This window comes from Deinococcus sp., from assembly GCF_018260555.1.
In the GTDB taxonomy this organism is placed as follows: Bacteria; Deinococcota; Deinococci; order Deinococcales; family Deinococcaceae; genus Deinococcus.
The window spans coordinates 54,728-66,302 of sequence record NZ_JAGLBB010000006.1; the positions used below are offsets into that span (position 1 = coordinate 54,728).

Sequence of the window (11,575 nt, forward strand, 5' to 3'; positions counted from 1 at the left end):
CGATAGCGCACGCTGCGCACGCCAACCGTGGGGCAGGGTGGACAGGTCCGCGCCCGGCGCCCCCTACCCGACCGTGCCCTGCGCCGCCGGGTACGACCCGATGATCTTGGCGTAACTCGCCTTGCGCAGCACCCCCGCCAGCGCCTGCGCCACACGCGGATCGCGGGCGTCACCCTCGATATCCACGTACATCAGGTAACTCCAGGCGCGGTCGCGGCGGGGGCGGCTCTCGATACGGCTCAGGTTCAGGCCGCTCAGTTCGTTCAGCGTCTCGACCAGGAACCCCGGGGTGTGGCGCACCGCGAACACCAGACTCGTCTTGTGCGGCGCGTCGCTGGGCGCGGGCTCCGCGCGGGACAGGATCATGAACCGCGTGAAGTTGAACGGTTCGTCCTCGATCTCGCGTTGCAGGATGTTCAGGCCGTACAGTTCCGCCGCGCGGCTACTGGCAATCGCGGCGAGGTCCCGCTCGCCGCCCTGCGCGAGGTTCTTGGCACTCCCGGCCGTGTCGTGCGTCGCGACCGGCTGCCACCCGTGCTTGCGGATCAGGACCGTGCACTGATCAAGCGCCGGCTGCTGACTGGCCACGCGCCGGATGTCCTCCAGCGCCACGCCGGGCAGCGCCATCAGGCAGTGAGAGACGCGCACAATCACCTCGCCCGTCACGTGCAGGTCCGTGTCACTCAGCAGGTCGATGGACTGGTGAATGGCGCCCATCAGGCTGTTCTCGACCGGCAGCACCCCGAACTCCGCCTCGCCGAATTCCACGGCGCGCGCGACCTCATGGAAGGTGGGGTACCCGCGCGTGTGCACCTCACGGTCCCCACCCAGCGCGTTCAGGGCGGCGATCTCCCCGTAGGAACCGGGGTTCCCCTGGAAGGCGACGGTCAGGCGGTCGGGACGTTCACTCATGCGCCCGAGGCTACCGCACCGCGTCCCAACCTGCCCTCCGGGCCGATAGACGTGGGTACAGTACAGGACGTGACCCTGACCACGCCCGACCCGATCCTCGATCTGGACGTCTGTTCGCTCGCCGGCGCCACCCGCCGCGGCGACCTGACCGCCAGTGAGGTCACGCGCACGTACCTGGCCCGCCTGCACGCCCTGAACCCCCACCTGCACGCCGTGATCACCGTCAACCCGGACGCCCAGGAGAGCGCCGACGCCCTGGACACCCTGCCGGAGGCCCAGCGCGGCCCGCTGCACGGCGTGCCCGTACTGATCAAGGACAACATCGACGTGGCGGGCCTGCCCACCAGCGCCGGCAGTCGCCTGCTGCTGGGGCACGTGCCCGCAGCCGACGCTCCGCTGACCGCGCGCCTGCGGGACGCCGGGGCCGTGATCCTGGGCAAGGCGAACATGACCGAATGGGCCAACTTCATGACGGTTGGCATGAGCAACGGTTACTCCAGCGCCGGAGGCCAGACCATCAACCCCTGGGGTGACACCCTGGACACCGGGGGCAGCAGCAGTGGCAGCGGCGTGGCCGTGGCCGCGCGCCTGTGCGCCGCTGCCATCGGCACCGAAACCAGCGGCAGTATCGTCAGTCCCGCCCACCAGAACGGCGTGATCGGCCTGAAACCCACCCTGGGTCTCGTGCCGCGCACCGGCGTGGTCCCCATCAGCCACAGCCAGGACACCGCCGGGCCGATCACCCGCAGCGTCCGCGACGCCGCCCTGATCCTGAGCGTCATCGCTGGCCCTGACCTGCACGACGAGGCCAGCCGCCTCCTGCCCGTCCCGGACCTGCGCATCCGGAAAGCCGCGCTGGACGGCGCGCACGTGGGCATCATCCGCGACGAACCGCACGTCAGTCCCGCCGAGCAGGCCGCCCTGGAGCACCTGAGCGCCCTGCTGACCGACCTGAACGCCGTCACCCACGACCGGACGTTCCCCACCCGCCAGGAATTGAACGAGAGCGGCTGGAACCTTGAAGTTCTCGAATACGAATTCCGGGGCGACCTGAATGCCTACCTTGCGGGCGTCACGCACGGCCCCCGCAGCCTTCAGGAGGTCATCGACGCGAACGACCGCGACCCGGAACACCTGCTGCGCTACGGGCAGACGCTGCTGCACGCCGCGCAGGGCACCCGGGGCGACGCCAGCGAAACCAACTATCGCCGCGCGCGCGACCGCGACCTTCGCCTGACCCGCACTCGGGGCTTTGACCAGCTGTTCGCAGGTGGCCTGGACCTGCTGATCTTCCCCGGCATTCACGGCTGCGCGCTGGCCGCCAAGGCGGGCTACCCCAGCCTCGCCCTGCCCGTCACGCCCCCAGGCACCGACGGCCCGCCCAGCGGCGCGCTGCTGGTCGCCCCGGCCGGACAGGACAGCCAACTGCTCTCCCTGGCCGCCCACCTGAACCTGGAACTGGGCGGCGTGCGCTTCCCGCCCGTGTAAGTACGGATTCCGATTGATTCGGCGTACTTCTGAATCAATCCGAATCCGTATGAGTATTCCTGACATGACGGTTCGGACCGCGCACACGCCGTTGCCCATCAACCTACTTCTGCGCGTCGATTTGAATCACGCCGCCGCTCAGGCGCGCGACCTCGGCGGTAGGTTGGTCATTGCGGTGACGCATGTTGCTCAGGCTGCTCCCCTCGGGCGCGCGGGCGACCGCGTCCCCGATACGCAGCTGCGGGCTGGCGATGGGACGCGCCCAGACGATGGCGTCACTGTGACCGCCCTGACCGGCGTGCGCGAGACCACGCAGCGCCCCGATGACGATCACGTCGCCGCCCGCCACGACCTCCGCACCGGGGTTCACGTCGCCCAGCACGATCACGCTGCCGGGGTACTCGCCCCGGAACCCCGCCCGCAGGGTGTGCGGCACGATGACCGTGCGCCCCCCCGGCACGCCCGAAGGAACCGGCGAGGGGGCGGCTGTGGTCCGGGCAGCGGGGCTGGCAGGCGCAGGCCTGCGGGGTGCAGAGCTGTGGGATGCAGGGTTGTCGGGTGCAGGGCTGTCGGGTGTCGAACTGGACGGCGCTGACATGGGCTCCGGGGTGGGCGTGGGGCCAGCCGCGCGTGTGGCCCGGATACGGCCCGGCGTACCCCCGGCGGCGCGGATGCGAGTCAGGGCTTCCTCGAGCGCCTGGGGGTCCACGTCGGCCTGGAGTTCCACGGTGATCTGCCCGGTCAGGAGCGCGGCGCGCACGCCCAGCGCCTCGGCGACGGATCCGGCTGTGTCAGCGGGTTCCAGCAGGAGATTCATGCCACCAAGCGTGCCGCGCAACTTCATGAGGACAATCTAGAGCATCTGGCCTCTGCGCCGGGCGGGGGAGCGGCACTGCGGCCCAGGCTTCACGCGGCTCATACGCACTGCCGTCCACTCCCCGTCCCGTCCGTCCCTGCACGGTGTTGCTAACCAGACACCCTAGCCCGTGGATCCCCGTCTGACTCTGCTCGGAGCGCAGGTCGGGCTTCAGCGCGTGATGAGGATGGGGCGTGTGCTGGCGGCCCTTTCTGAGAACGCCGCTCAGGTGAGGTTCACGTACCTGCGGGCCGCGTGTGCATCTGGGGCGCATGGGTGCGGGCGATGGTGTACCATGGGCCTCATGCTTTTCAAGGAGAACACCTTTGGTGCAGCTTGATTCCGGCGCGGTCGTGGAGGGCCGCGTAACGCGCGTGACCGATTTCGGCGCGTTCATCCAGTTCGAGAACGGCGAGACGGGCCTTGTGCACATCTCGCAGATTGCTCACTCGTTCGTGCGCAACATTCACGACCACGTCCGCGAAGGCGAGAACGTGGAGGTGAAGGTCCTGGGCCGGGACGAGCGGGGCCGACTCGATCTTTCGATCAAGGAACTGCTCGAGGAGCCCGAAGAGGTGCCCCGCCCCCGCGCAATCGGACGGCAGAGCCCCCAGTTCGAGGCCAAGCTCCGGTCCTTCATGCGTGACGCCAAGGAACGCACCACCGCAGGTGGTGGAAAGAAACCCGCCGGCAAACGCAAGAAGTAACCCCGCATCCTGGCCCCGTGCCGGACAAGACGATGAGGCCGCCCCCGTTCACCCGGACGGGAGGCGGCTTTCTCGCGCCGATTGCGCCACAGTTTTTCTCCATGAAACGGACGCCGGTTGAGGGGCCTGTAACAATGGCCCCATCCGCGCGAAATTGGAAAGCTGCGCCGCAGAGCGGGTGGGAGCCATGCTGGTTCTGGGCCTGGAGTGGCCAGTGTGGCGGGTTGAGAGCTGGGGGGTCAAACAGACGGCAGTCCCTACAGGCTGCGTGAAGGCGCTTTTTTAACCGCCCTGTAACAGCTGCCGGGCAGAATGCCCCTTATGAAACGCTCCCTGTCCATCCTGGCCCTGACCGGAACCCTTGCGGTCGGTGGGCTCATCGGTTACGAATTGAACACCCGCACGGCCCCCGTCACCGCGTCGGCGGTTCCGCAGCCGGTGACCACACAGCCTGTGACCACGCAGTCGGCTGCCACGCAGACCGCCCCGGACACCAACCTTAGCGCGGGCAGCGGCGCGCAGGGGCAGATGCTGCCCGCCACGAACCCCACGTACGACCGGGGCCGCGCCCGCACGGAATCCGAGGCGAATACCGTGCAGGTTGTCAAGGAGCGCCAGGCCGGACTGGTGTACGTGAGCGTCAAGGAAAGCAGCGCCAGCAGCGCCCAGGCGCAGCTGCGTCAGCGCCTGCAACAGCAGCTGCCCTTCACGCTGCCGGATGACGGCAGTGGCAGCGGTGAGGCCCAGAGCGGCACCGGCAGCGGCTTTTTCGTGACCGGCAGCGGCGATATCATTACCAACAACCACGTGGTCGAGGGAGCCAGCGAGATCACGGTCCGCCTGCACGGCGACAAGACCGAGTACAAGGCGAGGGTCGTGGCCCGCGCCCCCGACTTCGATCTGGCCCTGATCCGCGCCGAGGGTCTGCCCAGCGGCGCGGCCAGACCCATTCCGCTGGGCGACAGCGACCAGCTGGACGTGGGCCTGAAAGCCGTCGCGATGGGCGCACCCTTCGGCCTGGAGTTCAGCGTGTCCGAGGGAATCATCAGCAGCCTGGAACGCCGGGTGCCGATCGGCACCAAGGGCGTGGAGCAGAGCGTCATTCAGACCGACGCGGCCATCAACCCCGGCAACAGCGGCGGCCCGCTCCTGGACAGCGCCGGTCAGGTGATCGGCGTGAACACCCAGATCCTGACCGGCGGCAGCGGCCAGAGCGCCGGGGTGGGCTTCGCGATTCCCGTGAATACCGTCAAGAAACTCCTACCGCAACTCCAGGCCGGGAAGGGCGGCGTGATCCAGACACCCACCCTGGGCGTACAGTTCACGGACCTGAGCGTCCTGAGCGCCGCGCAGCGCAAACAGGCGGGCCTTCCCGCCCAGGGCGCCCTGATCCAGAAGGTCGCGCCGGACAGCCCGGCCGCCGCCGCCGGACTGCGGGGCGGCGCGGGCACAGGGACGCAACTGAACGGGCAGGCGCCCACGCAGGGCAGCGGCGCGGACACCCTGAACACTGACGGGGACATCATCACCGCCGTGGACGGCCAGCCGATCGGCGAGGGCGACGACCTGCGCCGCGCCATCATCGGCAAACGCATCGGCGACCGCGTGAAACTGACCGTGCAGCGCGCCGGGAAGACCCGCACCGTCGACGTGACCCTCAGCGCCTTCAGCTTCCCCACCAGCAACTAAGGACACTGGGTTGATCCTGTAGATAAACCGCGCGGAGCGCGTAGCAGGAGAAAGTACGTTGAAGCGGGAATGGAGAGGTTCCGGCGTTTTCCCGGCATGGCGCAATGTGAGCTTCAACGTACTTGGTAAACCGGAGTCCCGTCTTGGAAGTGGCGCCCCGTCACCAGTACCAGTCGCAGACGAAACTGACGCGGTCCAGATCAGACCTTCTTACTCCTGCTGCGTTCACTCGGGAATAGCGTCAGCCGAACAGCGGGCCAAGGTCGGTCATCACCCCGGTCGCCTGGGCGGGCGTGAACACGTACGATCCAAAGACCGCGTGGAATTCCTGGTGGGTCAGGTGGCGGGTCTGGCCGCTGGGGCCGGTGGCCTGCACCTGTTCGCCACGCGCGGTCAGGCGGTACTCGCCGAGTTCGCGGACGCTGGCTTTCTTGCCGCGCCCGGCGCGGAGCAGGGCAGTCACGCGGTGCTCGCAGCCGCCCCTGGCGCTCAGGAATTCCAGGAGTTCGGGCGGGGTCAACATTGGCTGGGAAGGATAGCACCCCTGCCCGCTCAGGCGGGAGAGGGTGCGGTGGAAGAAAGCCGGGTTACGAGACGACGGTGCCCGCTCCTCCGAGCGCGGCGCTGATGGGTTCCCCGGCACGGGCGTCGCCGAAGATCACGCGTTTCACGCCGCCCTGTACGGCCTCGGCGGCTCCCAGGACCTTCTTTTTCATGCGGTCCTGCGCGAATTCCAGGTAGGACTGCACGTCGGCGGCGGGAATCTCGCGGATCAGGCTGCTTTCGTCGGGGAAGGCGCGCAGCAGGCCCGGCACGTTCGAGAGCAGCAGCAGCGCGTCGGCTTTCAGGGCGACGGCCAGCGCAGCGGCGGCGCGGTCGCCGTCCACGTTGATGGCGACGCCCTCGTAGGAACTGGCGGGGGGCGTGAGGACCGGCAGGTAACCCCCCGCCAGTAGCAGGTCGATCAGGCCGGTGTTGACCCGCTCGACGGTGCCGGTGTGGTCGCCGCGCAGAATCTTGGTTTTGCCGTCCTCGACGATCCGCACGGAGTCCTTGTGGCGGCCTTCGAAGATGCGGCCGTCGAGGCCGGACAGGCCGACAGCGTTCACGCCGAGGCGCTGCAGGCGTTCCACGATGCCCTTGTTCATCTTGCCGCAGTACACCATCTCGAAGATTTCGAGGGTCTGGCGGTCTGTAAAGCGGCTGGTGTAGCCGCTGGGGCTGGTGACGAAGCGGGGGGGGTGGCCCAGGGCTTGTGCGACACGGTTGGTTTCGCCGCTGCCGCCGTGCACGAGGATCAGTTTCTCCCCGGCTTTCCAGCGCCGGGCGAGGTCCGCGCAGACGGCGTCGTAATCGATTCCGGCGCTTCCGCCGACCTTCACTACTATCATGGAAGGCATCCTAGCGCGTGATAGGAATGAAGGTCAAATGATTTTCAAATGGCAGGCATCTGGTCAAAGGGTCTGCAAAAACTGTTCCACCCGAGCGGAGCGAGTGAATATAAGCGAATTCCGTGCATGGAGTAGGCGACCCGGCGTCGGTCTGGGTTGAAGACGGAATGCATCTGGCGGGCATCCGGGGTTTGGTCAGAGCCAGAGCAGCAGTGCCAGCATGCCAGCCCACGCCACCGCCCACCCCAGGCAGATGCGCCGGAAAGCCCGCTGGTACGTGCCCTTGCGGGTCTTGTGCCGGAAGACCTGCTGCGCCGCCCACGACCCCGCCCAGCCGCCCAGCCGCTCGAAGCGGTGCAGCGTCGCCTCCGGCAGTCGGCCTTTACGGGCCTGCGCCAGTTGCTTGTCGCGCCACACCGCCACGAACGCCACCAGCCCCCACACGACCTGCCACGCCACGAACATGCGCAGCAGCGTGCCGAGCGTGCCCGGCGCGACGGTCAGCTGCCAGTCACTGCCCACGCGGCCTCCACACGGCGGCGCCGCCTGTTCCCACGCTGCTCCCGGGTGCGCCCTTCATTGCAGGGTGCGGGGCAGCGCCTGCGTGGGCAGGATCTTCTTCGGCTCGCGGAACTCGATGTTCTCCCACTCGCCTTCCTCGATGACTTCCAGGGCCGGGTTCAGCGCCCGGAAGTGCGCCACGACCGCCTGCACCAGATCGTCTGGCGTGCTGGCCGCGCTCGTGATCCCCACCGAGCGCACGCCCGTCATGTCCACGCCCGCCAGGTCCGCCGCCGTCTCCAGCCGCACGGAGCGCCCGCACTCGACCTCCGCCAGTTCCAGCAGGCGCATGCCGTTACTGGAGTGCGTGCTGGTCAGCACCAGGAACAGGTCCACCTGCGGCGCTATGGCCTTCACGGCGTCCTGGCGGTTCTTGGTGGCGTAACACAGGTCCTCGCTGGGCGGCACCACCAGCGCCGGAAAGCGCCCACGCAGGATGTCAACGGTGCGGCGCGTATCGTCCACGCTGAGGGTCGTCTGGGTCAGCACCACCAGTCGCTGCGGGTCCGGCACCTGCACCGTGTGCGGGTCGTGCAGCCCCTCGCCCGTCCTGCCGAGCACGCCCACCAGGATGGTGTTCTCGGGAGCCTCGCCCTGCGTGCCGATGACCTCCTGATGCTGCGCGCTGTCCCCGATCAGCAGGATGCTATAGCCCTCACGGGCGTACTTCTTGGCCTCGGTGTGCACCTTGGTCACGAGCGGGCAGGTCGCGTCGATGGTCGCCAGGCCCAGCGCCCGCGCCCGCTCGCGCACCGCCGGGCTGATGCCGTGCGCGCTGAACACCACCGTCTCGCCGCCCTGCGGGAGGGCGTCCACGCCGTTCAGGTCCTCCACGAAATGCACGCCGTACCCGGCCTGAAGGCGGTCCACGACCGTGTGGTTATGCACGATGGAGTGGTACACCGTCACGGGCCTCGACTCGGTCTGCGCGGCCTTCTCGACCGCCTGAATCGCCATGACGACCCCCGCGCAGAACCCGCGCGGCTTGGCAAGGTGAAGGCGCTCAACCACGCGCGATCACCCGAACGGAACGGGGCACAGAGGCAGCGAACGACATCATGCCCGACAGTGTAAACCCCGCCTGCCGCGCAGACCGTGCCAGCCGCCGCGCCTCCGCCGGGGGCCGCGCCCATTTCTGTATCCCTTTAGGTCGAAGGGGTGTTGCGCCCCGTTCGACCCGAGCGGATCAAGCGGCGTGCGGATCAATCGACGACCTCGAACCCCAGCACGGCGGCCTGATCGACGAAGAAGTTGATGTTCTCGCTCAGGGTCTGCGGACCCAGGCTCTTGCGCCAGTGTTCACCGGTTGCGGCGATAATCAGCGTCTCGGCGAGGCAGGCGGGCACCTGTCCATCCCCGAACTGCAGGTCGATGTTGCTGCTCATGCCGCCGGGGGGCCGCACCACACCGCCAGGAATGACGCGCACGCTGGGAATGGCGGCCACGCTCTCGTCCACGTCGGCGGGACGGCCCTCGTCGAAGATCCAGGTTCCGGGCTTCACGTGCTGCGGGAAGATCACGGGGTTCGGGTCGCTGGTCGCCGTGAAGATCAGGTCCGCTTCCTTTAGGGTGTCGTAACTGGTGGTCGTGACGATCTCGGTGTCTTTCGAGGCGCGGCGCAGGGTGGCGGCGCTGCGTTCCAGGCGCTCCAGGTCACGGCCGATCATGATGACCTTCCCTACCTGCGGAGCAATGGTCCGCGCGATGCCGAACGCGACCACTCCGTTGGCCCCGACGACAGCGGCCGTCGCCCGTTTCAGGTCGCGGCCCTCGGCGGCGAAGTGCTCCAGGATGCCCGGAATGGCGGCCTTGATGGTCCCGGACGTGTACGCCCCGCCGTTCGTGATGGTGATGTCCGGCACGGCCGCCTGCACGTCCACGCCCTTGTTGCCCACCACGGACCAGAACGCACCCAGCCCGAACACCTCGGCCCCCAGTTCCTGCGCCAGCCGCGCGCCCTCGATGGCGCGGCGCGTGGCGAGGTCCGGGTTGTCGCGGAACACGTCCGGCAGCAGCGGACTGGACAGCAGGTAGCAGCGGATGCGTTTGCCGTCCGTGGTGCGGATGCCCTGCAATTCCCCGATCTTCATGGGACGCAGGCTCTCGGCCATCTGCCGCACGCCCGCCTCGCTGACCAACCCGCGCTCGACCAGCGGGCGCAGCCACGCGAAGCGCCGCGCACTCCAGAAGTTCTCCAGGGTCATGGGGTGAATCATGAACGCCGCGACGACCTCGTCACTGCGGCGGCCCGCCATGGGCACCGCGTCTCCCAGGCGCGGCTCGGTGCCGTCCAGCATGCGGCCCAGGTTCTCCTTGAAGCGCCACCCGGCCGCGAACAGCAGCCCCAGCGCCGCCAGTTTCGCGGCCGGACCCAGAGGCAGCGCCGCGACGACCAGCGCGAACGCCAGCACGCCTGCCAGCGTCGCGGCCGTCACGTACCCCCAGAAGCCCGCCACGCCCGCGTACACCACGACTGGCAGCGCCGCCGCCCACAGCGGCACGGCGCCCGTCACGGCCAGTCCCGCCATGACGCCCAGCAGCAGCAGATTCCCCCGCCCGCGCGGCGGCGTCTGCCCGTACAACACGCGCGGCGGGTTCAGGTGCCCCAGGTACGCGGCCAGTCCCGCCAAAACCGACAGTTCCGGCGTGTTCAGGCTCGATGCCATCAGGATTGCCAGAAACCCTTTCGAGGCGTCCAGGAGCGCCGTCACGAACGCCAGGGCCGGGCCGACACGGTGAAGTACGTTCTCAACCCCCAGGTTGTGGGCGTTCGTCACGCGGACGTTCACGCCCGAGCGCGACAGGACCGCGTGCCCGACCGGAGCACTTCCCACCAGGAACGCCACGAGCAACAGCAGGGCCGACAGAAACAACATGTCGGTCATTCTAGGGCAGCCGCGTCTCCCCGGGCAGGCAGCCGGTCACATCCGGCGGTCTGCCCGACTGGGGCGGAATGGAGCACCGTCCGTCTGTTGTTCCTGCTCGCGTCCGCTCGGATTGATTCGGGATTGCACCGAGTCAACCGCAGTCCGTACCAGGTCCTGCCACGCCCCGCCGAGTTCCTGCGCTACGTCCGAGGCGCTCAGGCCGTAGCCGTGCGCCTGCGCGGCGCGTTCCCCGGCGCGGGCGTGCAGGCGCACCCCGGTCACGGCGGCGTCCCGCGCGCTCAGGCCCTGACCGAGCAGCGCGGCCAGGATGCCGGACAGGGTGTCGCCCATGCCGCCGCTGGCCATGCCCGGATGCCCGCCGCGCGACACGCTCAGGCCGGCGGGGTACGCCACGACGCTGGGGCCACCCTTCAGGACGACCGCGCCGCCCAGCCGTTGTTGCAGGGCGCGGGCGGCGCTCAGGGGATCGCGGGTCACGTCGCGTACGTCGGTGCCCAGCATCCTGGCGGCCTCTCCGGGGTGCGGGGTCCAGATGCAGGCCGCGTGGCCGTGCCCGGCCAGTTCGCCGTGCAGGGCGTCGGCATCCAGCACGGTGGGCCGTTGCCAGCGCAGCAGCTCGCGGGCCAGGTCGGCGGCGCCCGGACCCAGGCCCATGCCCACGGCCAGCGCGTCTGGACGGCCTGGCTCTGGCGTGCCCAGCAGCGCCGCGCGCAGGTCAGCGTGCCGGTGAATCATCAGTTCCGGCATCAGCAGGGGCACCCCGGCCGCCGAGTGCACCGTGACCAGACCGGCCCCTGCGCGCAGCGCCCCCACGCCTGCCATGCCCGCCGCGCCCACCGTGCCGGGGTGCCCGCCCACGATCCACACTCGGCCCGCCGTGCCCTTGTGCGCGTCCGCGCGGCGCACGGGCAGCAGCGCCGCGACCTGAGCGTCGGTTGGTTGCTCTGCGGCGGCCTGCGCCTGCTCGCGGACAGTTTTCTGTTGTTGCTGAGCCACGCTGCTGAGCTGGGCCACTGCCTTGTTATAGGCATCCACACTGCTCTTGCTGAAAACGGTCTGGCTGATACCCGTCTGTACCGGGCG

General features: G+C 69.0%; 11 protein-coding genes. 3 read left to right on the forward strand and 8 right to left on the reverse strand.

Annotated elements, in window-relative coordinates:
• Positions 1-63 precede the first annotated feature (63 nt).
• A complete protein-coding gene (locus tag QZ271_RS02475; RefSeq protein ID WP_291428651.1) occupies positions 64-912 on the reverse strand; it encodes a prephenate dehydratase in 849 nt (282 codons plus the stop codon).
• A 69-nt stretch (positions 913-981) separates the two neighbouring features.
• Here QZ271_RS02475 and QZ271_RS02480 point away from each other — a divergent pair, with 69 nt between their 5' ends.
• Positions 982-2,400: an amidase family protein gene (locus QZ271_RS02480; RefSeq protein WP_291428654.1), complete on the forward strand. Its 1,419-nt coding sequence runs from the start codon at positions 982-984 to the stop codon at positions 2,398-2,400.
• A 103-nt stretch (positions 2,401-2,503) separates the two neighbouring features.
• Here QZ271_RS02480 and QZ271_RS02485 read toward each other — a convergent pair whose 3' ends face one another.
• Positions 2,504-3,217: a septum site-determining protein MinC gene (locus QZ271_RS02485; protein WP_291428656.1), complete on the reverse strand. Its 714-nt coding sequence runs from the start codon at positions 3,215-3,217 to the stop codon at positions 2,504-2,506.
• A 365-nt stretch (positions 3,218-3,582) separates the two neighbouring features.
• On the opposite strand from QZ271_RS02485, the gene QZ271_RS02490 reads away from it, so the two are divergent.
• Both QZ271_RS02490 and QZ271_RS02495 read left to right on the forward strand, forming a co-directional pair.
• Positions 3,583-3,963 carry a S1 RNA-binding domain-containing protein gene (locus QZ271_RS02490; RefSeq protein ID WP_055362658.1) on the forward strand — a complete coding sequence of 127 codons (381 nt, stop codon included), beginning with the start codon at positions 3,583-3,585 and terminating at the stop codon, positions 3,961-3,963.
• Positions 3,964-4,284: 321 nt separating this feature from the next.
• Positions 4,285-5,652, forward strand: a complete 1,368-nt coding sequence (locus QZ271_RS02495) for a trypsin-like peptidase domain-containing protein (RefSeq protein WP_291428664.1) — start codon at positions 4,285-4,287, stop codon at positions 5,650-5,652.
• Positions 5,653-5,893: 241 nt separating this feature from the next.
• On the opposite strand, the gene QZ271_RS02500 is transcribed toward QZ271_RS02495, so the two are convergent.
• The 6 genes from QZ271_RS02500 to QZ271_RS02525 form a co-directional block, all read right to left on the reverse strand.
• Complete coding sequence (locus QZ271_RS02500; RefSeq protein ID WP_291428665.1) at positions 5,894-6,175, reverse strand: hypothetical protein; 282 nt, start codon at positions 6,173-6,175, stop codon at positions 5,894-5,896.
• Positions 6,176-6,239: 64 nt separating this feature from the next.
• Entirely contained in the window at positions 6,240-7,043 is an 804-nt protein-coding gene (locus tag QZ271_RS02505) for a [LysW]-aminoadipate kinase (protein ID WP_291428667.1), read from the reverse strand.
• Between the two features lie 195 nt (positions 7,044-7,238).
• Positions 7,239-7,565: a DUF1294 domain-containing protein gene (locus tag QZ271_RS02510; RefSeq protein WP_291428669.1), complete on the reverse strand. Its 327-nt coding sequence runs from the start codon at positions 7,563-7,565 to the stop codon at positions 7,239-7,241.
• 54 nt (positions 7,566-7,619) lie between these two features.
• Positions 7,620-8,615 carry a 4-hydroxy-3-methylbut-2-enyl diphosphate reductase gene (gene ispH / locus QZ271_RS02515; protein ID WP_291428671.1) on the reverse strand — a complete coding sequence of 332 codons (996 nt, stop codon included), beginning with the start codon at positions 8,613-8,615 and terminating at the stop codon, positions 7,620-7,622.
• 191 nt (positions 8,616-8,806) lie between these two features.
• On the reverse strand, positions 8,807-10,480 hold the full coding sequence (locus QZ271_RS02520) for a glycerol-3-phosphate acyltransferase (protein WP_291428673.1): 1,674 nt from the start codon (positions 10,478-10,480) through the stop codon (positions 8,807-8,809).
• 45 nt (positions 10,481-10,525) lie between these two features.
• Positions 10,526-11,575: NAD(P)H-hydrate dehydratase (locus QZ271_RS02525; protein WP_291428675.1), on the reverse strand; the 1,050-nt coding region annotated here is incomplete at its 5' end.

Bases quoted from the DNA above. Each gene is read 5' to 3' on its own strand.
- QZ271_RS02475 (WP_291428651.1), bottom strand. From the start codon at position 912: ATGAGTGAACGTCCCGACCGCCTGACCGTCGCCTTCCAGGGGAACCCC.
- QZ271_RS02485 (WP_291428656.1), bottom strand. From the start codon at position 3,217: ATGAATCTCCTGCTGGAACCCGCTGACACAGCCGGATCCGTCGCCGAG.
- QZ271_RS02495 (WP_291428664.1), top strand. From the start codon at position 4,285: ATGAAACGCTCCCTGTCCATCCTGGCCCTGACCGGAACCCTTGCGGTC.
- QZ271_RS02500 (WP_291428665.1), bottom strand. From the start codon at position 6,175: ATGTTGACCCCGCCCGAACTCCTGGAATTCCTGAGCGCCAGGGGCGGC.
- QZ271_RS02505 (WP_291428667.1), bottom strand. From the start codon at position 7,043: ATGATAGTAGTGAAGGTCGGCGGAAGCGCCGGAATCGATTACGACGCC.
- QZ271_RS02520 (WP_291428673.1), bottom strand. From the start codon at position 10,480: ATGTTGTTTCTGTCGGCCCTGCTGTTGCTCGTGGCGTTCCTGGTGGGA.